General features: G+C 61.5%; 26 protein-coding genes. 20 read left to right on the forward strand and 6 right to left on the reverse strand.

From position 1 onward, the window contains the following. Nucleotides 1-26: 26 nt before the first annotated feature. Nucleotides 27-1,778, forward strand: a complete 1,752-nt coding sequence (locus FKV68_RS26230) for a hypothetical protein (RefSeq protein ID WP_180943446.1) — start codon at nt 27-29, stop codon at nt 1,776-1,778. A 21-nt stretch (nt 1,779-1,799) separates the two neighbouring features. On the opposite strand, the gene FKV68_RS26235 is transcribed toward FKV68_RS26230, so the two are convergent. Together FKV68_RS26235 and FKV68_RS26240 are read right to left on the reverse strand one after the other, a co-directional pair. Next, nucleotides 1,800-2,822 (reverse strand): Gfo/Idh/MocA family protein, encoded by a 1,023-nt coding sequence (locus tag FKV68_RS26235; protein ID WP_180943447.1) that lies wholly within the window; start codon nt 2,820-2,822, stop codon nt 1,800-1,802. Further along, complete coding sequence (locus FKV68_RS26240) at nt 2,815-3,807, reverse strand: MDR/zinc-dependent alcohol dehydrogenase-like family protein (RefSeq protein WP_180943448.1); 993 nt, start codon at nt 3,805-3,807, stop codon at nt 2,815-2,817. Before FKV68_RS26240 ends, FKV68_RS26235 begins: the two co-directional genes overlap by 8 nt. A 323-nt stretch (nt 3,808-4,130) precedes the next feature. On the opposite strand from FKV68_RS26240, the gene FKV68_RS26245 reads away from it, so the two are divergent. From FKV68_RS26245 to FKV68_RS26280, 8 genes are read left to right on the forward strand one after another with little or no spacing between them, the layout of a single operon-like run. Further along, complete coding sequence (locus tag FKV68_RS26245; RefSeq protein WP_180943449.1) at nt 4,131-5,237, forward strand: NAD-dependent epimerase/dehydratase family protein; 1,107 nt, start codon at nt 4,131-4,133, stop codon at nt 5,235-5,237. Beyond that, the gene (locus FKV68_RS26250) at nt 5,234-6,355 is read left to right on the forward strand and encodes an NAD-dependent epimerase/dehydratase family protein (RefSeq protein WP_180943450.1); all 1,122 of its coding nucleotides are present in this window, start codon (nt 5,234-5,236) and stop codon (nt 6,353-6,355) included. The genes FKV68_RS26245 and FKV68_RS26250 overlap by 4 nt, the downstream gene beginning before the upstream one ends. After that, nucleotides 6,352-7,503 (forward strand): glycosyltransferase family 4 protein, encoded by a 1,152-nt coding sequence (locus FKV68_RS26255; RefSeq protein ID WP_245181380.1) that lies wholly within the window; start codon nt 6,352-6,354, stop codon nt 7,501-7,503. Before FKV68_RS26250 ends, FKV68_RS26255 begins: the two co-directional genes overlap by 4 nt. Beyond that, the gene (locus FKV68_RS26260; protein ID WP_180943451.1) at nt 7,503-8,636 is read left to right on the forward strand and encodes a CgeB family protein; all 1,134 of its coding nucleotides are present in this window, start codon (nt 7,503-7,505) and stop codon (nt 8,634-8,636) included. Before FKV68_RS26255 ends, FKV68_RS26260 begins: the two co-directional genes overlap by 1 nt. Beyond that, nucleotides 8,633-9,721: a CgeB family protein gene (locus FKV68_RS26265; protein WP_180943452.1), complete on the forward strand. Its 1,089-nt coding sequence runs from the start codon at nt 8,633-8,635 to the stop codon at nt 9,719-9,721. The genes FKV68_RS26260 and FKV68_RS26265 overlap by 4 nt, the downstream gene beginning before the upstream one ends. Then, the gene (locus FKV68_RS26270) at nt 9,718-10,836 is read left to right on the forward strand and encodes a CgeB family protein (RefSeq protein WP_180943453.1); all 1,119 of its coding nucleotides are present in this window, start codon (nt 9,718-9,720) and stop codon (nt 10,834-10,836) included. The genes FKV68_RS26265 and FKV68_RS26270 overlap by 4 nt, the downstream gene beginning before the upstream one ends. A gap of 21 nt (nt 10,837-10,857) precedes the next feature. Then, entirely contained in the window at nt 10,858-11,892 is a 1,035-nt protein-coding gene (locus FKV68_RS26275) for a UDP-glucuronic acid decarboxylase family protein (RefSeq protein WP_180943454.1), read from the forward strand. 2 nt (nt 11,893-11,894) lie between these two features. Next, a complete protein-coding gene (locus FKV68_RS26280) occupies nt 11,895-12,656 on the forward strand; it encodes a TIGR04290 family methyltransferase (RefSeq protein ID WP_245181381.1) in 762 nt (253 codons plus the stop codon). 111 nt (nt 12,657-12,767) lie between these two features. Here the strand turns inward: FKV68_RS26280 and FKV68_RS26285 are convergent, their stop codons facing one another. Then, complete coding sequence (locus FKV68_RS26285) at nt 12,768-12,959, reverse strand: hypothetical protein (protein WP_180944006.1); 192 nt, start codon at nt 12,957-12,959, stop codon at nt 12,768-12,770. An 81-nt stretch (nt 12,960-13,040) separates the two neighbouring features. Then, entirely contained in the window at nt 13,041-13,376 is a 336-nt protein-coding gene (locus FKV68_RS26290) for a hypothetical protein (protein ID WP_180943455.1), read from the reverse strand. 151 nt (nt 13,377-13,527) lie between these two features. On the opposite strand from FKV68_RS26290, the gene FKV68_RS26295 reads away from it, so the two are divergent. Continuing rightward, nucleotides 13,528-14,778, forward strand: coding sequence for a cytochrome P450 (locus tag FKV68_RS26295; protein WP_180943456.1), 1,251 nt, complete (start codon nt 13,528-13,530; stop codon nt 14,776-14,778). Nucleotides 14,779-14,822: 44 nt separating this feature from the next. Here FKV68_RS26295 and FKV68_RS26300 read toward each other — a convergent pair whose 3' ends face one another. Then, entirely contained in the window at nt 14,823-14,993 is a 171-nt protein-coding gene (locus FKV68_RS26300; protein ID WP_180943457.1) for a hypothetical protein, read from the reverse strand. Between the two features lie 199 nt (nt 14,994-15,192). Here FKV68_RS26300 and FKV68_RS26305 point away from each other — a divergent pair, with 199 nt between their 5' ends. The 10 genes from FKV68_RS26305 (at nt 15,193) to FKV68_RS26350 (ending at nt 21,963) form a co-directional block, all read left to right on the forward strand. After that, nucleotides 15,193-15,516 (forward strand): hypothetical protein, encoded by a 324-nt coding sequence (locus tag FKV68_RS26305; protein ID WP_180943458.1) that lies wholly within the window; start codon nt 15,193-15,195, stop codon nt 15,514-15,516. Nucleotides 15,517-15,709: 193 nt separating this feature from the next. Beyond that, nucleotides 15,710-15,856, forward strand: a complete 147-nt coding sequence (locus FKV68_RS26310; protein ID WP_180943459.1) for a hypothetical protein — start codon at nt 15,710-15,712, stop codon at nt 15,854-15,856. A gap of 60 nt (nt 15,857-15,916) precedes the next feature. Continuing rightward, a complete protein-coding gene (locus tag FKV68_RS26315) occupies nt 15,917-16,090 on the forward strand; it encodes a DUF1328 domain-containing protein (RefSeq protein WP_180943460.1) in 174 nt (57 codons plus the stop codon). Nucleotides 16,091-16,279: 189 nt separating this feature from the next. Then, entirely contained in the window at nt 16,280-16,891 is a 612-nt protein-coding gene (locus FKV68_RS26320; protein WP_180943461.1) for a c-type cytochrome, read from the forward strand. Next, nucleotides 16,888-17,874 (forward strand): cytochrome c oxidase subunit II, encoded by a 987-nt coding sequence (coxB, locus tag FKV68_RS26325; protein ID WP_180943462.1) that lies wholly within the window; start codon nt 16,888-16,890, stop codon nt 17,872-17,874. Before FKV68_RS26320 ends, coxB begins: the two co-directional genes overlap by 4 nt. Before the next feature lie 26 nt (nt 17,875-17,900). Further along, the gene (ctaD, locus tag FKV68_RS26330) at nt 17,901-19,784 is read left to right on the forward strand and encodes a cytochrome c oxidase subunit I (RefSeq protein WP_245181427.1); all 1,884 of its coding nucleotides are present in this window, start codon (nt 17,901-17,903) and stop codon (nt 19,782-19,784) included. Continuing rightward, nucleotides 19,781-20,383, forward strand: coding sequence for a cytochrome c oxidase subunit 3 (locus FKV68_RS26335; protein ID WP_180943464.1), 603 nt, complete (start codon nt 19,781-19,783; stop codon nt 20,381-20,383). Before ctaD ends, FKV68_RS26335 begins: the two co-directional genes overlap by 4 nt. Then, the gene (locus tag FKV68_RS26340) at nt 20,380-20,688 is read left to right on the forward strand and encodes a hypothetical protein (protein WP_180943465.1); all 309 of its coding nucleotides are present in this window, start codon (nt 20,380-20,382) and stop codon (nt 20,686-20,688) included. The genes FKV68_RS26335 and FKV68_RS26340 overlap by 4 nt, the downstream gene beginning before the upstream one ends. Further along, entirely contained in the window at nt 20,679-21,575 is an 897-nt protein-coding gene (locus FKV68_RS26345) for a cytochrome c oxidase assembly protein (RefSeq protein ID WP_180943466.1), read from the forward strand. The genes FKV68_RS26340 and FKV68_RS26345 overlap by 10 nt, the downstream gene beginning before the upstream one ends. 46 nt (nt 21,576-21,621) lie before the next feature. Continuing rightward, entirely contained in the window at nt 21,622-21,963 is a 342-nt protein-coding gene (locus FKV68_RS26350; protein WP_425347604.1) for a c-type cytochrome, read from the forward strand. Between the two features lie 2 nt (nt 21,964-21,965). Here the strand turns inward: FKV68_RS26350 and FKV68_RS26355 are convergent, their stop codons facing one another. Beyond that, a complete protein-coding gene (locus FKV68_RS26355; protein WP_425347599.1) occupies nt 21,966-22,895 on the reverse strand; it encodes a c-type cytochrome in 930 nt (309 codons plus the stop codon). Nucleotides 22,896-23,012 lie beyond the last annotated feature (117 nt).

Genomic DNA, 23,012 nt, shown 5'->3' on the forward strand with positions numbered 1-23,012 from the left:
GGCAAACGTGAAGCAATGGGTGGAGCATGCTTGTATTCGGTGCCGTCACGCGTTTGGAGCGCGCCGACGCTTTGTGCGCGGCTATCGCCGCCCAGTTGCGCGGACTCGAACATCAGCCGCCGGGGATCGAGCGCCATGCCGCGCTCGTCGGGATCCTGCTCAAGGTCGGAGAACTCGTGCAGGGACTGTTGGACATCGAGTTCGAAAAAGGGGCGGTCGATGACGTCTCTGCGTGGCGCCACATCGGCAGCCTCCTTCTCCTCGACCTGGCACGGCTCGTCGTCCAATCGTGGCGTCAGGAACTGGAGGGGCCGCTTGCCGTGCCGCCGCGTGTCACGGCTCTGCTGGTTCATCTGCGGGTGCCGTGTTCGCTTTGCGTCAGCGAGGCGGAAGGCTACAGTTTTTACGGTCTCTACCCGGAATGCTATGCCGAAGCCGCGATGCGCTCCGGACTTGCGGCAAACACGACCGTAATCGGCCTGCGAAGCATCGGAACCAGCCTCTCCGCAATGGTCGCCGCCTCCATCGGTGCCGCCGAACCCGTGACGCTTCGGCCAGCGGGCCCACCTTTTCAAAAGCGCATTGCGGTCGCGCCACGGCTTTCGCACCGGCTGCTACGCGATCCCACGGCGCGTTTTGCCATTGTCGACGAGGGGCCGGGTCTTTCCGGCAGTTCGTTCGGAAGCGTGGCGGACTGGCTTGAGGACCATGGCGTCGGCACCAGGCACATTCACTTCTTCCCCGGACACAAGGGAGGACTTGGGCCGGAATCGAGCAGCTGCCACCGCAAGCGCTGGGCTGCAAGCCCTCATCATGTGCTCGACGCAGATGATCTCCTCTTGGAAGGCTGCCACGGTCTCGCCTCCTGGGTCACGGAGCTCATCGGCCCGCTCGAAAGGCCGCTTGAAGACATTTCGGCGGGCGTCTGGCGGAAGGCAATTCGTGAGGATCACCGTGCCTGGCCGGTGGTAGACCGCCGATTCGAACGCAGAAAATTCCTCGCCCATACGACCGATGGTACGTGGCTCGTCAAATTTGCCGGCCTCGGCGACGTGGGCCAGCGCAAGCTGCTCAAGGCGCGTCTCCTGGCGGAGGCAGGCTTCACGCCTCCCGTCGCAGGATTGTGCCACGGCTTCCTCGTCGAGAGGTGGATAGCGGGCCGACCGGTCGCGCCGAGCGAGTTTCGTCAGACGAAATTCGTTGAGCATCTCGGCCGGTACCTGGCCTTTCGGGCACGCAGCCTGCCGCGACCGGCGACATCTGGAGCATCGCTTTCGAAGCTGTGCGAGATGGCGACGGTGAATACCAAGGAGGCTCTGGGCACGGCGGCGGCATTGCGGCTGAAGGCCCTGCTTGGCAATGCTGAGCGCTATGAGCGCTTCCTAAAGCCAGTCGATACCGACAATCGGCTGCACCGCTGGGAATGGCTTGCGGGAGGCGACCGGGGGTTTCTGAAGACCGATGCGCTCGACCACAGTGCCGCCCATGACTTGGTTGGCCGCCAGGACATCGCCTGGGATCTGGCAGGGGCAGGCGTCGAGCTCGGGCTTTCGGTGGAGCAATTGGCCGATTTGCGCGCGGTCGTATCCGAGGGATGTTCTAGAGACTTGAATCCGAACCTCCAGGCAGTCCTCGAGCTCTGTTATCTGGCGTTTCAGCTTGGCCTCTGGATTTCGGCAAAGCCGACAGGCTCCGCGGACGAAGTTCCTCGGCTGGACGCGACCGCGTCACGTTACGCGAAACTTCTGGTGCGTCGTCTCGAAGCCGACGGCATGTGATCCGCGCGAGGGGAGTGCCGCCTATCGCCCGTAAATTCTGTCGAGGACATCCGCCACCGCGACAAGACGGTCATTGTGGGGATCGTAGCGCTCACCTGCGGCCAGGCGCTTCGCCCATGCCGCTGCCGCGCGTCCGCCCCAGGCGTCAGGAGGAAGCGTCAGCACGTGACGTTGGGTGCCGCGATACCGTTCGGCCGAAAAATCGAGATAGGATCCATTCACGTTTCTAAAGCTGGCGCCGCCTCCGGTGCCGTGAAAGTCGGCGGCAATCACCGCATCTTGTCCAGCCTGCAAATGCCACGAGCATGCGATGCGGGCAACAACGCCGCTCGCCAGTTCGAGGGTCGCAACGGCGTAGTCTTCCACCTCGTCGTCGCGGTGGACAGGAGCGCCCTTGCACAGCAACCGGCTTTCGATCCCGACGACGTCCGGGAAGTCCAGAACCCAAAGGAGGAGATCGACGAGGTGCACCCCGAGGTCGATGACGCAACCGCCACCTGAGAGCGCCTTGTCGTAGAACCATGGCTTGCTTGGCCCGTAGGCGTTGTGAAAGGTGAGATCCACCGCGAAAACGGTGCCGAGTTCGCCCGCGACAATCAAATCGCGGATCTGTCGCATTCCGTCCGTGTAACGGTAGGAAAGGTCCACGCCCAATAGCCTGTTGACGCGGCGGGCCGCATCGACCACGGCTGCGGCCTCATCGCGCGTGCGGCCGAGGGGCTTCTGGCAGAAAACTGCCACGCCTTGCTCGAGCGCCACGATCGACTGGGCAGCGTGAAGCGCGCTTGGCGAAGCGATTACGAGGCCGTCCAGCTGCTGGTCGAGCAGGGTCTCGAAGGAACTTACGACTGAGGCCTCGGGCGTCAACTCTCGAGCCGCAGCGGCCATTTCCGGTGAGGGGTCGAAGATCGCGGCGGTTTCGACGGCTTCGGTGTCGACGATCGCTTTCATGCGATGGAGGCCGATCCTTCCAACTCCGAGGAAGCCGATACGAGGCCGGCTGAGGACATTTCGGGTCATTGCAAGCGGCGTCGCATCACTCATCGTAGATCACCAGCGCCTTGATGAAACCTTCCGGCCGGTCGCGGGCCATGTCCAGCGCCGCCCCGAGCTGTTCGAGCGGAAACCTGTGCGTATAGAGTGGTGAGGGCGACATCCGCCCGGCGGCCGTGGCCGCGATCGCCTCATGGATGCCGCGCATGTATACGGCGGGATCCCGCTCGTGTGCATTGATCACATCGAGGCCGCGCCAGTTCCAGAGCTGCATGTTGACCTGCCGCGGGCCGTCCTGATGATAGCCTGCGATAACCAGTCGCCCCCGCTCCTTTGTCAGTTCGCCTGCAAGATCGAGCGGCCATTGCTTGCCGACGGCTTCGATAACGCAGTCACAGAAGTTGGCCGAGGTCAGTTCCTTCACCTCCTCGATAATCCGCCAATGATCGTCCATGGCAACCACATGGCTTGCGCCGACGCGTTCTGCCGATGCAAGCGAGGAAGGCCTGCGCGAGATGGCGATGACTTGCGCGCCTGCAGCGCTCGCGAGTTCGGTCAGAAGGATTCCGAGAAAACCGATACCCACGATCGCCACGGTCTCCCCCGGCTTGATCGCGCTGCGACGGAAGATATTGAAGGCGCAGCCGAGCGGTTCGCCAGGAAAGGGTTGACTCGCAAGCGTTGCGGGTAGTGCGGCGAGGGCTGTCTGGTCCGCAATGTCGTGTGTTGCATAGGCGTGGTAGGAGAGTGCCGCGACGCGATCACCCGCAGCGAAGCCATGCACATCCTCGCCGACTGCGTCGATTATTCCCCAGCCTTCATGGCCGAGGGCCCCTGGTTCGGCCGGGAACTCCATCCAATCCGGCCCCGCCCAGGGGACGAGGTTGGAGGCACAGACACCGCAGCCTTCAAGTCTGATGCGAACTTGGCCGCGGCCTGGATGTGGCAGTGGCAGGGTTTCGATATGCACTTCACCTGGTCCGGTGAGGATTGCGGCGGACATCGTATCCGCCGGCTGGGCTGCTGTTATGGTCATGTGTTCCCTCCCGCCGTCGAGACCAATCCGGGCAGCCGGCCGTCAAGTCTGAGCGGCAAGAGCCGGTCCAACTCGTCGAGGCGAACTGCGACCGGCGCCCGGCTGCCTTCGCGCACTTAACTTGATGTTGCAACTTTTGTTCCTGACGCCCCCATCTCACGCGGAACACTCGCGCGAAAGCGAGGTTTGTACCTTCGGGCCGGCGATGCCGCTCGGGGCAATCAAAGAAGAACAAGAAGAAGAAGTCATGGATGAAGGAACATTTGCTACCGAGGCTTGTTGGAGCTTGTCACTATCTCCCATGGAATGTGGTCAGGTATGTCATGACAAAGGTTCTTGTTACCGGCGGATGCGGCTTCATAGGCCGGCATGTGGTCGAGGAACTCCTCTCAAGGAACTACAGCGTGCGCGTGTTGGACGTGCTCAATGAGCAGGTTCATGCGGATGCACAGGTCACGTTGCCGTCGGACGTGGACGTACGACGCGCGGACATTCGAGATGCGGACGCGGTAAAAGGCGCCCTGACGGACGTCGACTGCGTTGTCCATCTTGCAGCTGAGGTGGGGGTCGGTCAGTCGATGTATGAAATCGCCCGCTATGTGGGCGTCAACGACTTCGGGACGGCCGTCCTGCTCGAGGCGATCATTGGAATGCCGATCCGGCGCATCGTCGTCGCATCGTCGATGAGTGTGTATGGCGAAGGGCTCTACGAGACCATAACGGGCGAGCGTTGTTCCCATGTCAGACGGTTCCCTGCCGCTATCAGGGCAGGTTCGTGGAACCCGACCGGACCTGACGGGGAGCGTCTCAGGCCGGTCCCGACGGATGAGCAGAAGCCAGTCGATCTCGCGTCCATCTACGCGCTCACGAAGTTTGCGCAGGAACGCCAAGTGCTGATTTTTGGAGAAGCTTATGGCGTGGAGACCGTGGCCCTTCGTCTGTTCAACGTGTATGGCGCCGGTCAGGCGCTTTCCAACCCGTATACGGGCGTGCTTGCCAACTTTGCCTCGCGGCTTGCCAACGGACAAGCGCCGATGGTGTTCGAAGATGGCAGACAAAGGCGGGATTTCGTTCATATCCGCGACGTGGCGCGGGCCTTTCGGTTGGCGCTCGAACAGGCGCCGGCTGCCGGCCACGTCATCAATATCGGCAGCGGCCGTGCCTATACCATCGCCGACGTCGCCTTGCTGCTCGCGGATGCGATGGGATTACCCGAGCTTGAGCCGGAGATCATGAACAAGGCTCGTTCGGGCGATATCCGCAATTGTTTCGCCGACATTACCGCAGCACGGGACCTGCTCGGCTTCGAACCCGCACATCAACTTGAAAATTCGCTGACCGATTTCGCGCAATGGGTCGGCAGCGTCGGCGCGATCGACCGGGGACCCGAGATGAAGCGACACCTGGAAGCGCGGGGATTGGTGCTATGAGCGCCGGTTCTCCGGATCGGCGTGCGCGCCTGGCGGCACCCAGCCTTTCCAGGAAGGCGGCAGCAATCGTCATTGTAGGAGGCAGCGGTTTCGTCGGCAGCAATCTCGCCGACAGTTTCTTGCGGGACGGCGAGGAGGTGATTGTTCTTGACAATCTCAGCCGGGCTGGCGTCGAGCGAAATCTTGAATGGTTGGTGGCTACTCATCGCGGCGCTGTCCACCCCGTGCTCGCCGATATTCGCGAGCTCACTGCGATAGAGCCGGTCTTCAAGGATGCCAAGGCGGTCTTTCATCTCGCGGCGCAAACGGCCGTGACGACCAGCCTGCAGCAGCCGATCGACGATTTCGAAACGAATGCGCGCGGCACGCTCAATGTGCTTGAAGCGGCGCGCAAGGCCGGACGCCGGGCCCCCGTCATATTCGCCAGCAGCAACAAGGTCTATGGCGCGCTGGCGCAAATGCGGGTGCAGGAGTTCGGGGGTCGCCACTTGCCGGCCGATGATCTGGTACGCAGCCATGGCGTCAGCGAGGCGCAGCCGCTTGACTTTTGCACCCCCTATGGCTGCTCGAAAGGTGTCGCCGACCAATACGTGCTGGACTACAGGAGGTCGTTCGGGCTTCCGACGGCCGTGCTCCGAATGAGCTGCATCTATGGTCCAAGGCAGTTCGGCACGGAAGATCAGGGATGGGTCGCGCATTTCCTCATTCGCGCGCTCGCGGGTGAGCCGATATCGATCTATGGCGACGGAAAGCAGGTCCGCGACATCCTCCATGTCAGAGATGCGGTCGCCGCCTACCGAGCACTTCTCAAATCGATCGATCGTCTCAATGGGCGACCCTTCAATCTCGGCGGCGGGCCTGAGAACGCCGTCAGCATCTCCCAGGTCCTCGGCGAGATTGAACTCCTGGTGGGCCGTCCACTCTCGACAGAAGAGCACGACTGGCGGGCTGGCGACCAACTGTTTTTCGTTGCCGATACGCGGGCGCTTGCCGATGCGGTCGGCTGGAAGGCTCGCACGTCCTGGCGCGCGGGACTGCGCGAACTGCACGGCTGGCTTCTGGAAGATTGGGACGTGGTTCACGGAGCCCGCCATCAAACAAAGAGGATCACCGCATGAGCAATCGCGCTGGTTCCGCCCTTCGCGTTCTCGGTGATGACGGCACCCGAGGTCGGCTGCCGCGGCGGATCATCATGAGCGTCGATGCGGTGGGCGGGGTATGGCGCTACGCCATGGACCTCGCCGATGCCATTCGAGCTGCTGGCGTGGAAACACTTTTCGTCGGATTCGGTCCAGAGCCTTCCTCGCATCAGCGGCGTGAGGCTGCGCGCATCGGCACGCTCGAATGGTTCGCCGCGCCGCTCGACTGGACGGCCGGCGATGAAAGCGAGTTCGACGTGGTGGCGGACCTGCTGACCGAACTTTCGCTCAGGCATTCGGTCGACCTGCTGCATCTGAACCTGCCGTCTCAGGCGGCCGGTCTTCCGGCGCAAACGCCTGTCGTCGCTGCCTCGCATTCGTGTGTCACCACCTGGTTCGATACCGTGCGTGCTTCTGGCTTGCCGCGGGAGTGGCTTTGGCAAAAGCGGCTGAACCGGCAGGGTTTCGACCGCGCCGACATAGTTCTGGCCCCGAGTTCCAGTCATGCTGCGGGCCTCGTGCGCTGCTATGGCCGGATCGACGGTCTCAAAGTCGTCCATAATGGCAGCCGAAACTCGTATCCGGTCATGTCCAAGGAGAACTTCGTTTTTGCGGCGGGCCGGTGGTGGGACGAGGGCAAGAACGGCGCGGTGCTGGACCAGGCGGCCGCGCATATCAACTGGCCGGTGCTGATGGCCGGGGCATGCGATGGCCCAAACCGTGAGCGTTTGGCGATCCAGCACGCCGATCATCGAGGGGAACTCAGTCACGATCGGGCCTTGGCGCTGATATCGAAAGCCGCGATCGTCGTCTCACCGTCGATCTACGAACCGTTCGGACTTGTTGCACTGGAGGCGGCGTGCGCCGGCGCAGCCTTGGTGCTTGCCGACATCGACACCTATCGTGAGCTTTGGGACGGTGCGGCCCTTTTTGCCGATCCCGGCGATCCCGTCGCCTTCGCGAATGTCATCAATGCTTTGGCGAAGGATGCGGAATTCAGGGCTGAGTTGGGCCACCAGGCACGCTTGCGGTCGCGCGAATTTTCCATCGAAGCCCAACGCGACGCGGTGCTTGCCGCCTACCGGCAAGCCATGCACCGGTCTCCTCGATTGACGGCTGCGGAGTGATGCGATTTCTCTTCTACACCCATTCACTTATTTCCGATTGGAACCACGGCAATGCCCACTTTCTGCGTGGTGTCATGCGGGAACTCCTGCAACGGGGTCATGAGGCCGTGGCGCTCGAACCGCGCGATTCCTGGAGCCGCCTCAATCTGATCGCGGAGCAGGGGGTCGGGCCGATTGTAGCGTTCCGCAAGCACTTTCCCGATCTGCACGTCGAGATCTATGGAGCCGATTTCGACCACGAGGCCGCGGTCAGCGAGACCGACCTGGTCGTCGTGCATGAATGGTCCGATCCCGACCTTGTCGCCCGGCTCGGTCGCATCCGTCACGCAGGTGGCAACTTCACGCTCGCCTTCCACGATACACATCATCGCGCCGTCACCGCCAAGGGTGCTGTCGCCCGGCTCGACCTTTCCGGATACGACTTCGTCCTGGCCTTCGGAGAAACGCTCCGCGAACGGTATCTCAGCGCGGGCTGGGGTAGAGACGTCTTCACTTGGCATGAGGCTGCAGACACGTCGCTGTTCCGTCCAATTCCGCACGCCGACAAAAAAGGCGATCTCGTCTGGATCGGCAACTGGGGCGATGATGAGCGCAGTGCCGAGATCTCGTCCTTCCTCATCGAGCCAGCGCGACAACTGAAGCTTCTGGCAACCGTGCGGGGTGTGAGATATCCCGACGCTGCGCTCAAGGCACTGCGTGCGGCACGGATAGACTATGGGGGCTGGCTCGCGAACGCCGCCGTTCCGCGGGCTTTTGCCGAGCATCGGGCCACAGTGCATATTCCTCGGCGGCCTTATGTCGAATCCCTCCCGGGCATACCGACCATCCGGGTCTTCGAAGCGCTTGCCTGCGGCATTCCGCTGATCTCGGCGCCATGGAACGACGCGGAAGGTCTTTTCCGCCCCGGCACCGATTTCCTTTTTGCCGGTACCGGCAAGGAAATGACGCGCCTGCTGCGTCAAGTGCTCTCGGAGCCAGCCGCCGCACAGGAACTGGCTGCCTCCGGCTTGGCAACTATCCGGGCACGCCATACCTGCAGTCATCGCGTCGACGAACTACTCGACATCGTTGCTTCGTACCGCCCGAGCAAGGTCAAGCGCGATCGCAGCGCTTCAACGGAGGTCGCGATATGAGGATCGCGTTTTATGGGTCGAGCCTTCTTTCAGCCTATTGGAACGGCGCAGCAACCTATTATCGCGGGTTGCTCCGGGCGCTTGCCGCGCGTGGATATCAAATCACCTTTTATGAGCCGGACGTTTACGACCGGCAGAGACACCGCGATATTGATGTGCCGGACTGGTGCAGGGTTGTGGTCTATCAGGGAACAGTCGCGGCGTTGAAGCGTGTCGCGGCGGAAGCCGTCGATGCCGATGTCGTTGTCAAGGCAAGTGGTGTCGGCTTCGAGGACGACCTGCTGCTCGCGGAGATTATGGGGTCGGCAAATCCGACTGCGCTCAGGATTTTCTGGGATGTCGATGCACCTGCCACGCTTGCGGACTTGAGCGCCGCACCCGATCATCCGCTCCGGCGTGCGCTTCCTTCGCTGGATCTCGTGCTGACCTATGGCGGCGGCGATCCCGTAATCGAGTCCTATCGTGCCATTGGTGCCCGCGACTGCATCCCCGTCTACAATGCCGTCGATCCTGAGACTCATCATCCCGTATCCGCGGATTCGCGTTTTGCTGCTGATCTTGCCTTCCTCGGCAACCGCTTGCCCGATCGCGAGACACGGGTCGAAGCCTTCTTCCTCGATCCCGCTGGCAAGGTCGGAGATCGGCGATTCCTGCTCGGCGGAGCTGGCTGGGACGATAAGCCCTTGCCCGAGAATGTCGCCTACATAGGCCACGTTCCTACTGCCGACCACAACGCGTTCAATGCGACTCCGACTGCGGTTCTGAACATTTCGCGCGCCAGCATGGCGCAGAATGGCTTCTCGCCGGCGACCCGCGTCTTCGAGGCGGCAGGGGCGAGCGCATGCCTGATCACCGATGCATGGGAAGGCATCGAACTCTTCCTGACGCCCGGAGAGGAAGTGCTGGTTGCCAGAGACGGACAGGACGTCGCCGAGCTGATGCGCGAGCTTACGCCCGCCGGCGCCAAAAAGATCGGAGAGCGGGCGCTTAGTCGCGTGCTCGCTGAGCACACCTATGCGCACCGCGCCAAGAACCTGGACCGTGTTTTGCGGAGTAGGGCAGGCCAGGTGGAGGCGGCCGAATGAACCGTCCGCTCGATATCGTCGTTCTCGGCCTCTCGCTGTCCTCGTCCTGGGGTAACGGCCATGCGACCACGTATCGGGCCTTGCTTGGCGGCGTCCACGCAGCCGGGCACAAAGTGACCTTCCTGGAACGGGATGTACCGTGGTACGCCTGCCATCGGGATATGGTCGCGCCGGACTTTTGCGACCTCGTCCTCTACAAGAGCATCGACGAATTGCTCGCCCGGGATGCTGGCATGCTGGCCGGGGCCGATGCCGTGGTCATCGGATCTTATGTGCCGGACGGAGTGGAACTTATCGACGCCGTTGTCGATCTCTCCCCAAAGCGATTGTGCTTCTATGACATCGACACGCCGGTTACGCTCGCCAAGCTCGCCGGCGGTGACGAGGAATATCTCGCCCGTCGGCAGGTGCCGCTCTTCGATCTCTACTTTTCCTTCTCCGGTGGCAGTACGCTCGATCGGCTGCGAAGCGAGTTTGCCGCGAGACGCCCGGTGGCACTCTACTGCGCCGTCGATCTCGACCTCTATCGCAACACCGGCGCGCCAAGGGAATGGGACCTTGGCTACCTCGGCACGTTCAGCCGTGACAGGCAACCCACTCTCGAACGCCTGTTGTTCGAGCCCGCGCGCCAATTGTTGGAGATGCGCTTTGTCGTTGCCGGACCAAGCTATCCCGCCGATATGCGCTGGCCGGAAAACGTGGTGCACATTGAGCACCTGCCGCCTTCCGAGCACGCGGAATTCTACAGCCGCCAGCGATTCACCCTGAACGTAACGCGCGCCGACATGGTGGCGGCCGGTTGGTCTCCGAGCGTTCGGCTCTTCGAGGCGGCCGCGTGCCACACGCCGTTGATCAGTGATTGGTGGGAGGGGATCGATAGCTTCTTTCCATCGGGAAAGGCTGCCGTCATTGCATATGACAGCATCGATGTCGTCGCAGCACTAACGAATCTCACCGAACAACAGCGCCAGTCGTACGCCGATGACGCTCGTCAGCGCGTTGCACACGCGCACAGCGCGGCGGCTCGCGCCACGACCTTCATCGACGCAATCGAAGGCGTCGCGCCCGAAACCAATCTCGCCACGAGACACTCCGGACGGAGACTTCCGGCCTAACAACCGAAGGGAGAACGGCCCATGGCAAGAAGAATGCACGTAAGTCGAGGGAAAGCCATCCTGGTCGCCGGAGGGGCCGGCTTTGTCGGGTCCCACCTTTGTTCAGCGCTTCTGGACGCCGGCAACCGGGTGATCTGCGTCGACAACTATCTCACGGGCTCCCCTGCCAATGTCAGCAATCTCAAGGGAAACCCGTATTTCATGTTGATCGAGCAGGACGTCTGCGATGATGTCGCGATAGATGAGCCGCTCGACCACATTTATAATCTGGCCTGCCCGGCCTCGCCGCCGTCCTATCAGGCCGATCCCATCCACACGATGATGACCAGTGTGACGGGCACGGGCAACCTCCTACGGCTTGCCGCGCGGCGAGGAGCCGTCTTCCTTCAGGCGTCTACGAGCGAGATCTACGGCGATCCCGAAGAACATCCGCAGCAGGAGGATTACTGGGGTCACGTCAACTGCACCGGACCGCGGGCGTGCTACGACGAAGGCAAGCGCGCGGCGGAGGCCTTGTGCTTCGACAGTCTGAGGGCTGGAAGCGTGGATGTGCGTGTTGCTCGCATCTTCAACACCTACGGTCCGTGCATGCAGCCCAACGACGGCCGGATCGTCTCGAACTTCATTGTCCAGGCCCTGAAAAACGAACCGCTTACGATCTATGGTAGCGGCGAGCAGACTCGTTCGTTTTGCTACGTCTCCGATCTCGTCGAAGGCTTGATCAGGCTCATGAACCGTCAGCCCAATCCGGGCGTGCCAGTAAACCTCGGGAACCCAGGGGAGTTCACGGTCATGGAACTGGCCGAGCTGGTATTGTCCAAGATCGCCACCGCTTCGATAGTCGTCCATGCACCTTTGCCTCCGGACGACCCGCAGCGCCGGCGGCCAGATATCGCAAGGGCAAGAAGGCTTCTTGGATGGCAGCCGAAAGTAGCGTTGCAGGACGGGTTGTCGCACACGATCGCTTGGTTTGAAAGCACGCTCGCCAAGCAGCAGGCGGTGCGCCGGCGCTCGCGCCGCCCCCGACCACAACCTGTCCTTTCTCAGGATCTTTGATCATGGCTCAGCAGATGCAGGACTGCATGACCATAGAGGATCAGGTCGCGGCGCTGGGCCCGTGGTTTCACAACATGCGGATCAAGGGAGTCGAGACATCGCCGGATCATTTTCTCGGAGATTACCCCGCAGTCAAATGGAAAGCTTTCAAACATGTCGTGCCGGACGACCTTGAAGGCAGAAGCGTGCTCGACATCGGCTGCAACGCCGGATTCTACGCGCAGGAAATGAAGCGCCGCAATGCCGGCCGCGTGCTCGGCATCGATTCCGATCCTCGCTATTTGCGGCAAGCGAAATTCGCGGCCACACAGAACGGGATCGATATCGAATTCAAGTTGATGTCCGTCTACGATGTGGCCCAACTCCACGAGAAGTTTGATCTGGTCCTCTTCATGGGGGTCCTCTACCATCTCCGTTATCCGCTCCTGGCGCTTGATCTTCTCTATGAGCACGTCGTGGGTGAGGAGATGCTCTTCCAGTGCATGCAGCGCGGCGCGGAGTCTGTGGCGCCGGTGGAGGCAGATTACGATTTCCAGGAGTGGGAGGTTTTCGATCGCCCCGGTTATCCCAAGCTGTTCTTCGTCGAACACCGTTTCTCGGACGATCCCACCAATTGGTTCATTCCGAACAGGGCTGGCGTGGAAGCGATGCTTCGCAGTTCCGGTTTCGTCATCGAAGCGAATCCCGAACGGGAGGTCTACCTCGTGCAACGAGGGCAGCGTCCGTACATGAGCGAGGCTGTTCCGCGGATAGGTGGTCCTTAGATTGTTTTACAGTCTAGGCCCGCGAAATGATCCAACTTTTGGATGCAATTGCGGACGGGAAAACCGCATACCCGTGCCGTATTACTCGCCCTGGCCGGTTTCTTCGAGAGCTCACCCGTGTTGCCGAAGCTGTTTGGCCTCCTGCTCAAGCAGTTCGGCCACTTCGCTGAGCGTCATGTGGGTCACGCAGAGGTGAATGGCGCACTCGAGAAAGCGTGTCGATGAACGGCGCAGATAGTGGGCTTCTTCCTGGGCTGCTAGCCTCGATAGCGGATTGTTTCTGTCGTCGTGGCGATCAGGCATTCGAAAACTCCTTCGCTCCCCTTGAAAATTGGTTGTGCGGCCGCGGGAGCATTTTCTCGGTGCGGCCGTTCAATCGCGCTATCATCCGGTACCGATCGCGAGAGCAAGCACGCCGGCTATGACGAGAATGCCCGCCATCAGGAGGACCAGACGATAGTTCGGCGATTGGCGGCGGTCGGCAGCTGGGAGTGGACGCATAGCGTCTCCGTACTCCGTGGAGGTGTCGGCCAGCCCATCCGGCCGCTGTCCGATCCTCGCTGTTCCCGCCGCGTCTGGAGTCAGAGGCATGCCGGCCGCTTCGTCGTCCGTCTCCAACGGTGCCGCTGAAGGATCAAAGCCGCGCTTCTTGTCTCCCGTCCTTCCGTGCTGGATATCGCCGCGCACCTGCGCGGGATTGCTCTCAGGCAGTTTGGACATGATCGCTCCTTCCTCCCCAGCAGAACAACCGGCTCGCACTTCGTTTGTTCCGACGGTGCCACCGGCGACACGTCTGCAACGGTTCCGGATCTCAGGCGGAGGAACATCCGCGGCGCCGAAGAGTTCGACCACGGAAGGAGGCTGGCAGAAGGTGAAGCCCATTCCACAAACATCATCGCTCGACAGCACCCTGGCGCTCTTCCGCGAAGGTTACGCGTTCATCTCGAACCACTGCGACGAGCTCGGAACGGATATCTTTCAGAGCCGGTTGATGCTTCGTTCAGTCGTGTGCATGCGCGGCGAGGAAGCAGCGCGTCTGTTCTATGGTGCAGACGATGTGACGCGTGTCGGCTCGATGCCGTGGACCGTGCTCCGGCTGCTGCAGGACAAGGATAGCGTCCAGCAGCTCGACGGAGCGGCGCATCTGCGGCGCAAGGCCATGTTCATCGATGTCACGATGGACGACGCTGCTGTCGCCTCGCTCGTGGAGCGATTCCGGCAGCACTGGCTCGTACATTTCGACAGGCGTGCTGGGGCTTGCGATCTGCGGGACGCGGCGAATCTCATCCTCACAAAAGCCTCCGCAGACTGGATAGGGATTGCGCCGCGGTGGCGCCACGATGACGTGAAGCTTGCTCGGCAGCTAGGACGAATGATCGACCGCACCGGCCGACCAGGCCCGGCCGCGTGGTTCGCCCTCGCTTCGCGTCGCCGCATCGAGCGCTGGCTCGCAACGATCGTGGCGGCGGTTCGCGACGGGTCGCTTGAGGTGCCCCAGGGATGCGCGCTAAAGCAGATCGGTTTGGACTATCGAGACGCCGACGGGGAGAGGCTTTCGCCGCAGGTCGCCGCGGTCGAACTGCTCAACCTCCTGCGACCGATTGCGGCCATCAGCCGATGGATTGTTTTCTTGGCTCTTGCGCTTGCCCGAAATCCGCAGTGGCCGGAACGCTTCGGTCACGGCCATGACGACGAGATCGAAGCTTTTGTCGAGGAGGTACGGCGCCTCTATCCATTCTTCCCATTCGTCGGCGCACGGCTGACGCGCAGACATGTTTGGCAAGGCTATTCATTGCGCGAAGGCAGTTGGCTGCTACTCGACCTCTATGGAACGACGCATGACCCGAGACTGTTTGCATCACCGATGAATTTCAGCGCGGAGCGGAAATTGAGCTGGCGCGAGCGGGACTTCCGCTTTATCCCGCACGGCGGCGGCCGGCCGGAGTCGAGCCATCGATGTCCGGGGGAAAAGATAACGGTCGAAATCCTGAAGGAAACCGTGAAGCTACTATGCGGATTTCTTCCGCTCCGGATAGCGCCCGTCAACGCCGAGGTTCCGCTAAGCGCAATTCCAGCATCTCCGGTTCCGTCTGTTCGGATCACGTCTCGCTCTTCCGCGTAAGCGGCAAAGCCAAAAGACGCGGCGTTCCGTGACCGAGCCACGGCTTACTGCGACTGATCTTCCTGCGATTCCCGGTAGAGCTCACGGACCTTCCGCTCCTGTGCTTCCTTCAGGGCCCGCGGAAGCGGCCTCTGCCGCATGACCACATAGGCGAGAGCGGCACCAAGAGCAAAGGCCCCGCCCGCTGTTACCAATAGCCAGAGATAGTCCGTCATTGCTACGCCTCCTCAAAGAGGCCAACCGATGTGAGGACCGAAGGTTCCAGCGCAGATATCTCATTTCATCGTCCGCGCGTGGGGTGGATCATGAACACCAATCCTTGAAATCGGAACAATACCGACGATTGGCGATTGGACAAGCCGCGGGCTTTTGCCGGTTACCCGAATCGGCACCGCGTAATGCGGAGGGCAGCTCATGGAGCAAGAACTGAAAATATTCCGGCTGTCGCCGCTGGCGCAACCGCACGATCCGAACTGGCAGAACGCCACCTACCAAGGCGAATTGATCGTGGCTGCAAGATCGAGCGGCGATGCCCGTGTCGTTGCTGCCGAGGCGGAACTCGATTTCCGCGAAATCGACGCCAAGCCTGCGGAAGGTGTTACGACCGACATGGCGAGCGCCTTCCGAAGCGAAAGGCTCTACACCGTTGTCGAGGAGGGGCCGGCACCCGCGGGAGCGAAGCGCGGAGTGATCGGCGGCAAGGTGCGGCTCGACAACATCATTTCGACGCAGCGTTGAGCAGAAGCCGATGGGTGCATTCCCGTGTCCCCGAGGCGCTCCCCTTCCTTACACCAATTCAAGCTCTGCTGACCCGGCGCCAAGTTCCGGTTCAACGGAACGTCGTTGCCTGCAAAGCAAGGGATGGCGGAACTTTATCCTCATTTCGCGGTTGCGTTGTCCACGAGACCTGAAAGCTTTCGAGGAGGGCGAGATGGCCACAAATGTGAAGAACGGAAAGATCGCAAAGGCTTCAAAGGGCACGCATGGTGGAAATCGCGGAGGCGATCAGGGCAAGAAAAACGACGTGAAGAAAAGCAGCCAGGCCGCGGGCAAGGATCCAAACCGAGATAGCCGCTGACATGCGCCTCGCTCCGACTTTGCGGAGAACTGGTCTCTTTGAGAAGGAGAAGGTGTTGCAGTGCTAAAATGGGCTCTTATTTTCTTCGTCATCTCGTTGATAGCTGGATTGCTCGGCTTCTCAGGCATTTCGTCAGCGGCCGCAGGTATCGCCAAGGTATTGTTTTACATCGCCGTGTTGATTTTCCTGGTGTTCCTCATTCTGGCGCTGATGGTCGGGGGTGCAGTCACCTAGCTCGCGAGCAGCAATATCGGTCGGTCGCGGCTACCTCGTGGGTTGTGCGCGCACGTCTGGGAGCGGGACGCGTCTTGGGCCCCGACATCGATGCCGGAGCGAGCGCCGTCTCGCAGGCCTCGCCGGCACACTTCGGCCGACCCAGCAAGGTGCCCGTTGATCAGGGGCCAGTGCTCTGGAGCTTGAATGATGCCAGGGAAGGTTCTTAAGGCTAGCGCTGCGCATCCGTTGGCCGCTGTCTTGTTATTTTCCTCGCTTGTTGGCCTCTCGGCACTTACCGGATGGGAACGTCAGCCGCGGCAATATCGGACAGACCCCCCGGTCGCAGTCGCTCTCAACCAGTTGCGCCTGATGCCCAGCGGCATCGGTGGTGCACCTCCCGAAATCTATTTCGCGCTCGATACGCCCTACGAAACGAGTGCCTATGACCTGAGCCAGGGCAAGCGGCTCTATTCCTGGTTCGGGTGTGCGTCCTGCCATGGCGACGGCCGAGGTGGGGCGGGGCCGTCTTTGCTCGACGGATGGTGGTTATACGGGCCCTCGGTGGTCGCGATAGCGGCCTCCATTCGAGACGGACGTCCGCGGGGAATGCCGGCTTTCAGCAACCGCATGACGACAGACCAGGTCTGGCAGCTTGCTGGGTATGTGAAAACGATAGGCGCCTATTCGGCCTCCCTGGCAGCCCCGAGCCGGAACGACGACAAGCATACCCGACCGGCGGAAAACCGGGCACCGGCCGCCATTCTCTTCGATGAAGCTCCCCCTGTACCGGTTCTTTCCGAGCAAGGGCCGCCATCTTGAAAAGCACCTCGGCTTTCCTCCTGCTGGCATTACTTGTTTCGGGGTGCAGCGGCGCTCAGTCGGTCCTGAATGCAGAAGGCCACGCGGCGATCGAGCTTAGGACATTGATTCTTGGGACAATCCTGGTCTGCGCTGCCGTGTGGTTGGTGGTCACGATGGCTTTGGTCTCGGCACTTGTGCGTCGGAGCGATCGGGACGGTGGCGCGGTTTCCGAGCGCAAAGCAGCCGCTGCGGTCTCCGGCGCGGTAGGCGCAACAGTGCTCGTCATTACCGGTTTGACCATAGCGAGCTTCTATACGACCCGCGCGCTCTCAGAAGCTCCGACTCCGGAGCTGACGATCGACGTCACGGCTCAGCAATGGTGGTGGCAATTCAACTATGTCGATCAGAACTCCGCACGCGCCTTTGTGGTAGCCAACGAACTCCACATCCCCGTCGGCAAAGCCGTCCGACTGCGGCTCAAAAGCAGCGACGTCATTCATTCCTTTTGGGTACCAAGCCTTGCCGGCAAACAGGACCTCATCCCGGGCCGCGAGAACTCGCTGACGCTCCAAGCGGAAAGGCCCGGCATCTATCGAGGCCAGTGCGCCGAGTTCTGCGGCCTGCAGCATAGCCACATGGCACTCTTCGTAATCGCAGAAGCGCAGGCTGATTACGAGCGCTGGGCTGAGCGACAACGCGGAGCCGGCGCGGAGCCAACCGAACCCGAGATGGTCGCAGGCAAAGCCTTGTTCATGGCCAGGCAATGCGCCGCGTGCCACACGATACGCGGCACAAGAGCCGCAGGCGCGACTGGGCCGGACCTGACCCACATTGGCAGCCGCCGGACCATTGCGGCAGGCTTGCTCGAAAACACCCGTGGTTCGCTTGCCGCCTGGATCGCCGATCCCCAGACCCTGAAACCCGGAAACAACATGCCGCTGGTTCCTCTCACAAGCGACGAGCTACGACAACTTGCCGCTTATATGGAGAACCTCCAATGACTGAGGGCCGGAAGCAATCTCCGTTGATGGATGACGGATTGGACGACGCCGAACTCGAGCGGCATCTCTTGCAGCGCTGGGAAACACCGCATGGGGTTTGGAATGCGCTTGCGACGGTTGACCACAAGATTATCGCTCGCCGTTACCTCGTCACTGCATTCGTCTTCCTCATTCTTGGGGGGCTGCTGGCGGTCGCAATGCGCATTCAGCTGGCGCAGCCGGAAGCGCGCATTCTCGATCCGGACCGATACAATCAGATCTTCACCATGCACGGGAGCACCATGATGTTCCTGTTCGCAGTCCCGGTGATGGAAGCGATGGCCATCTACCTCGTGCCGCTCATGGTCGGCACCAGAAATATCGCATTTCCCCGGCTGAATGCCTATTCCTACTGGATCATACTGGTTGGCGGTCTGCTCCTGTGGATATCCTTCGCTCTCGATGCCGCGCCGGACGTCGGCTGGTTCGCCTATGTACCGCTTTCCGGCCCGGAATATGGTTCCGGGAAGCGCGCTGACATCTGGGCGCAGATGATCACCTTCACCGAGCTGTCGGCACTTGCGGTGGCGGTGGAAATCGTTGTCACGGTGTTCAAGCAACGCGCCCCCGGCATGTCGCTCGACCGCATACCTCTGCTGGTCTGGTCCATGCTCGTCATGGCGTTCATCGTCATCATGGCGATGCCGGCGATCATGTTTGCCAGTTCAACGCTAATCCTCGATCGACTGGTCGAAACGCAATTCTACAATCCGGCCGCGGGCGGCGACGTCTTGCTCTGGCAGCACGTGTTCTGGTTCTTCGGCCATCCCGAGGTCTACATCATATTTCTGCCCGCCGCTGGGATGGCATCGACCATAGTCGCCACATTTTCCCGCCGGACAATATTCGGCTATCTGCCGCTGGTGATGGCTTTCATCGCCACGGGTGTCCTGGCTTTTGGACTTTGGGTACACCACATGTTCGTCGTTGGCCTGCCGCGGCTCGGCGAGGGCTTCTTCACGGCGTCGAGCATGGCGATCGCAGTGCCGGCGGGAATACAGATTTTCTGCTGGTTGGCGACCTTGTGGCTCGGCCGGCCGGTATTTGCGACACCGCTCCTGTTCGTGATCGGCTTCATCGTCACATTTGTGATCGGTGGCCTCACCGGCGTCATGGTCGCATCCGTGCCGTTCGACACACAGGTCCACGACACATACTTCGTCGTTGCGCACTTCCATTATGTGCTGGTCGGTGGCGCGGTCTTTCCGCTGCTCGGCGCCATCTATTACTGGTTTCCAAAAATGACCGGCCGAATGATGAGCGAGCGGCTTGGACGATGGGCCTTCGGCCTCATTTTCCTCGGTTTCAATCTCACATTCTTCCCGATGCACATTCTCGGTCTTCTGGGAATGCCGCGCCGAGTCTACACGTACCAGCCGGAACTGCCCTGGGCCGGGCTGAACCTTTTCATCAGCCTGAGCGCGTTGCTTCTGGTTTCTGGCTTTGTCGTCTTCTTCATCGACGTTCTGCGCGCCTGGCGGTCAGGTGAACCGGCGGGCCCAAATCCCTGGAAGGCAGGCACGCTGGAGTGGGCGACGTCTTCGCCGCCCCCAGCGTATAACTTTCGCAGGATCCCGGTTGTCGATGCCTGCAATCCTCTTTGGGTGCATCCCGACGAACTCGCTGTGACGACGGGACTGCGCGTCGATCGCCGGGAACTCATTGCGAGCAGCGTGGTTGAGGCCTTGCCGCAAGCGCGAGAATCGTCGCCGCGAGACTCTATCTGGCCGTTCTGGGCGGCGATCGCCACTTCGATCATGCTGATCGGCTCGATTTTCACGCCGTGGGCGGTCGTCTGGGGGTCGATCCCGATTGCGGTCACTTTGATCGGCTGGTTCTGGCCGAAGGGCACGGCGGAGGACACATCATGAAAGAGAGGGCGGTGCTGGATGTATCGAAGCTGCCCCTGCACGGGATGGGTACCGCTAGCCCCGCTTGGTGGGGAACCTGCGGTTTCATGCTCATCGAGGGCAGCGGCTTCGCCCTGGCGATTGCCATCTATTTCTACTTGTTCAGCATCGCTCCGAACTGGCCCATCGATGCGCCGGCGCCCGATCTTTTCGCGGGGACCGCTCTGACGCTCCTCCTTCTGGCAAGCATCGTCCCGAATATCCTCGTTTTACGCTGGGCCAAGGCGAGGGCGCTGGTGAAGGTCCGTATCGGGCTGATCGCGATGTCGCTCCTCGAGGCGGCGCCGCTCGCACCCCGCATCTTCGAATTTCCTGCCATGCATGTCAGCTGGGATGAAAATGCTTATGGCTCGATCGTGTGGACGTTGCTGGGACTTCATACCACTCACATCGTCACCGACCTCATCGATACGCTTGTGCTCACCTGCCTGATGTTCAGCCGGCACGGCGACAACACACGCCGCTACGGCGACGTCGAGGATAATTGCCTCTATTGGACCTTCGTGATCGTCGCGTGGCTCCCCCTCTACGTCTGTATCTACTGGGTGCCCCGGCTATGAGCACTGGTATCGCCAAATACGCTGGCTTGCTTCTCGCGCCCGGCGCTTGGGCGATCAATACTCAGCTCGGTCAAATCCTGCCTTACATCGATTGCGGCGCCGGCGTCTCCTGGTCGGTGATTGCCTCGTTTGGTGCTGTGGCCCTGGCACTTCTCGGAACCGTTGTCTCTCAGGCCCGTCTCGGACCAAGCGAACCTCGGGCAAACCGGTTCATTGCCAGGCTGAACGTGCTTGCTGGCCTCGCTTTCGCCTTTGCCGTTTTCCTGCAGGGAGCCGCTGCCATGCTGCTGGACCCATGCCTGTGATAGTCGCCGCCCTGGTGCTGTCCCTTCTGACGAGGCCGGCTGCCGCCCACGAGGCCGAGCCGCATGTCTCAATGCTCGTCTGGAGCTTCGATCCATGGGTTGTGGCGCCGATCGCCATTGCGGGACTGCTCTATGCGTTCGGTTCCTTCCGGCTATGGCTGCGCGCGCGCAACAGCCAAGGCATAACTGGAAGGTCCGCCTTGATCTGGTGGGCTGGATGGCTGGTGCTCGCGGTGGCGTTGGTATCGCCGGTCCACTTCCTTGGGGAGCACCTTTTCGCCCTGCACATGATCGAGCATGAACTCGTCATGGCGGTATCGGCACCTCTTCTCGTTCTCTCCCGTCCGGTGGCGGGCCTTGTTTGGGGGCTGCCAAGAAAAATCCGGCGCCTCATCAGGCGGGGTATGAAGGAGAAACACGTCGAGATCGCATGGGATTGGCTCACCCGCCCAAGCGTTGCCACCCTCATGCATGGGGCAGCAATCTGGGCCTGGCATGCGCCGCTGCTGTTTGATGCGACATTGGGCGATATGGTGCTTCATCGGCTGCAACATCTCAGTTTTTTCGTCACGGCGCTCTTGTTCTGGTGGTCGATGCTTTGGCGGAGCGACCGAGGCGTTGCGGCTTTTCATCTTTTCCTCACCATGCTGCACACAAGCGCGCTCGGTGCCCTGATCGCGCTTGCGCCGCGCGTGGTCTATCCGGTCCAGACGCAGACGGCGCCGGAGTGGGGCCTGACGCAGCTCGAGGATCAGCAACTCGCCGGCATGTTGATGTGGATGCCCGGCGGCATCCTTTATGGCGGCGCGGGGCTGGCGCTGCTGGCGCTCTGGATCGCAAGGTCGAGCAGAGGAGGATCCCATGCAAGCCGTTTACACTCGCCTTAGAGCTTCGCTCCTGCTGACCGGCATTGTCGTCGTGCTGCCTCTCATCATGGTTGGCGCGAATGTCTTGAAAGAGAGGCAGCAACGGCGTTCCGTGGCGATGGCTATGACCCAGGGCGATCCATCGCAAGCGCCTCCCATCTTTCGCAAATATGGCTGCGGTGGATGCCACGTCATTCCGGGCGTGCCCGGCGCCGATGGCAAGGTTGGCGGTCCGCTCGTCAATCTGCGCGAGAGCGTCTATCTTGCCGGCGTCGTCGAAAATACCTCGGACAATCTCGTAAACTGGATCGTCTCTCCACAGCGCTTTTCGCAGCATTCCGCCATGCCCGCGACCGGGATCACCGAGCCGGAGGCGAGGCATCTCGCAGCCTATCTATACGCACAGTGACTTCAAGGATGCGGCGTTGGACGAGATGGCAGTGACTTGACATACCTGGCGATTGCAATTCGATCGCTTTCCGGCAATTGCGATGTGTTGGCGACGACATCGCTCATCGACGATCCCACTCTCCCGTGACTGGGCGTCCTGCCACTCTTCAGCATTTCGGCGAGTTGCGTCTCGGACCAGGCGCCGATCCGCGCCGGCGTTATGTTGGGCACGAAACCGGTTCCCTCCGCATCCGGCCCGCCGGCAAAACGGGTGGCCGGCCATATGGCGCCAAAGATGTTGCGCGTCGAGTGACAGTCGGCGCAGTGCGCGAGCGTTTCGACGAGGTAGGCTCCTCTGTCGTGGACGGGATCCTTGTTCAGGACCGCTGCTGATTTGCCTGCGCGAAAGAACAGGAGCTTCCAGAAGCCGACGAAGCGGCGGATCCGGAAAAAGGGGAAGAGGTCGTGCTGAGGCGCCCGACCGGAAATGCGCGGCAGTGTCTGGAGATATGAATAGAGGTCTCTGACGTCCTCGATCCGCATGCCGGTATAACTGGGATAGGGAAACGCCGGATAATAGTGCGTGCCCTCCGGTGAGACGCCGCTGATCAAGGCGTTTGCCAAATCGGCGACGGACCACGATCCTATCCCATCCACGGGATCGGGCGAGATATTGGGAACCCTGAACGTTCCGAAGGGTGATGCAAGCGCGAGGCCGCCACCGAGTTTCAGATGATCCGGCTGTCCCGGCGTCGCGTGGCAGGAGGCGCACCCTCCTGCGGCAAAGATGATCTTGCCGCGCGATGCGCTCCCTTCGGCCGAGGTCGATCCGGTGGATTCGAACCTGGCAACCGGCATCGTCAAGAGCCAGCATGCGCCGACCGTGAACAGCGCCAATGCGCTCGCCAAGGTCAGGAGCCAGTCGAACCCGAGCGGGCGTATATCGCGCATACGCTGGTCTCCGAGAGCTTCCACCCAATCTTTGAGCGGCCGCTATGTTCCCGCCGCAGGCGCCCGTCGGTCACAGGTTTTCAGCTTGGGGACGAGCCGGATGGGCACCAGGGAACA

The sequence above is a fragment of the Sinorhizobium mexicanum genome (genome assembly GCF_013488225.1).
Classification (GTDB): Bacteria; Pseudomonadota; Alphaproteobacteria; order Rhizobiales; family Rhizobiaceae; genus Sinorhizobium; species Sinorhizobium mexicanum.

Excerpts from the sequence above, each read along its gene's own strand:
- FKV68_RS26230 (WP_180943446.1), top strand. The coding sequence starts at position 27 with ATGCTTGTATTCGGTGCCGTCACGCGTTTGGAGCGCGCCGACGCTTTG.
- FKV68_RS26235 (WP_180943447.1), bottom strand. The coding sequence starts at position 2,822 with ATGAGTGATGCGACGCCGCTTGCAATGACCCGAAATGTCCTCAGCCGG.
- FKV68_RS26240 (WP_180943448.1), bottom strand. The coding sequence starts at position 3,807 with ATGACCATAACAGCAGCCCAGCCGGCGGATACGATGTCCGCCGCAATC.
- FKV68_RS26245 (WP_180943449.1), top strand. The coding sequence starts at position 4,131 with ATGACAAAGGTTCTTGTTACCGGCGGATGCGGCTTCATAGGCCGGCAT.
- FKV68_RS26250 (WP_180943450.1), top strand. The coding sequence starts at position 5,234 with ATGAGCGCCGGTTCTCCGGATCGGCGTGCGCGCCTGGCGGCACCCAGC.
- FKV68_RS26255 (WP_245181380.1), top strand. The coding sequence starts at position 6,352 with ATGAGCAATCGCGCTGGTTCCGCCCTTCGCGTTCTCGGTGATGACGGC.
- FKV68_RS26260 (WP_180943451.1), top strand. The coding sequence starts at position 7,503 with ATGCGATTTCTCTTCTACACCCATTCACTTATTTCCGATTGGAACCAC.
- FKV68_RS26265 (WP_180943452.1), top strand. The coding sequence starts at position 8,633 with ATGAGGATCGCGTTTTATGGGTCGAGCCTTCTTTCAGCCTATTGGAAC.
- FKV68_RS26270 (WP_180943453.1), top strand. The coding sequence starts at position 9,718 with ATGAACCGTCCGCTCGATATCGTCGTTCTCGGCCTCTCGCTGTCCTCG.
- FKV68_RS26275 (WP_180943454.1), top strand. The coding sequence starts at position 10,858 with ATGGCAAGAAGAATGCACGTAAGTCGAGGGAAAGCCATCCTGGTCGCC.
- FKV68_RS26280 (WP_245181381.1), top strand. The coding sequence starts at position 11,895 with ATGGCTCAGCAGATGCAGGACTGCATGACCATAGAGGATCAGGTCGCG.
- FKV68_RS26285 (WP_180944006.1), bottom strand. The coding sequence starts at position 12,959 with ATGCCTGATCGCCACGACGACAGAAACAATCCGCTATCGAGGCTAGCA.
- FKV68_RS26290 (WP_180943455.1), bottom strand. The coding sequence starts at position 13,376 with ATGTCCAAACTGCCTGAGAGCAATCCCGCGCAGGTGCGCGGCGATATC.
- FKV68_RS26300 (WP_180943457.1), bottom strand. The coding sequence starts at position 14,993 with ATGACGGACTATCTCTGGCTATTGGTAACAGCGGGCGGGGCCTTTGCT.
- FKV68_RS26305 (WP_180943458.1), top strand. The coding sequence starts at position 15,193 with ATGGAGCAAGAACTGAAAATATTCCGGCTGTCGCCGCTGGCGCAACCG.
- FKV68_RS26310 (WP_180943459.1), top strand. The coding sequence starts at position 15,710 with ATGGCCACAAATGTGAAGAACGGAAAGATCGCAAAGGCTTCAAAGGGC.
- FKV68_RS26320 (WP_180943461.1), top strand. The coding sequence starts at position 16,280 with ATGCCAGGGAAGGTTCTTAAGGCTAGCGCTGCGCATCCGTTGGCCGCT.
- ctaD (WP_245181427.1), top strand. The coding sequence starts at position 17,901 with ATGGATGACGGATTGGACGACGCCGAACTCGAGCGGCATCTCTTGCAG.
- FKV68_RS26335 (WP_180943464.1), top strand. The coding sequence starts at position 19,781 with ATGAAAGAGAGGGCGGTGCTGGATGTATCGAAGCTGCCCCTGCACGGG.
- FKV68_RS26340 (WP_180943465.1), top strand. The coding sequence starts at position 20,380 with ATGAGCACTGGTATCGCCAAATACGCTGGCTTGCTTCTCGCGCCCGGC.
- FKV68_RS26345 (WP_180943466.1), top strand. The coding sequence starts at position 20,679 with ATGCCTGTGATAGTCGCCGCCCTGGTGCTGTCCCTTCTGACGAGGCCG.
- FKV68_RS26350 (WP_425347604.1), top strand. The coding sequence starts at position 21,622 with ATGGTTGGCGCGAATGTCTTGAAAGAGAGGCAGCAACGGCGTTCCGTG.
- FKV68_RS26355 (WP_425347599.1), bottom strand. The coding sequence starts at position 22,895 with ATGCGCGATATACGCCCGCTCGGGTTCGACTGGCTCCTGACCTTGGCG.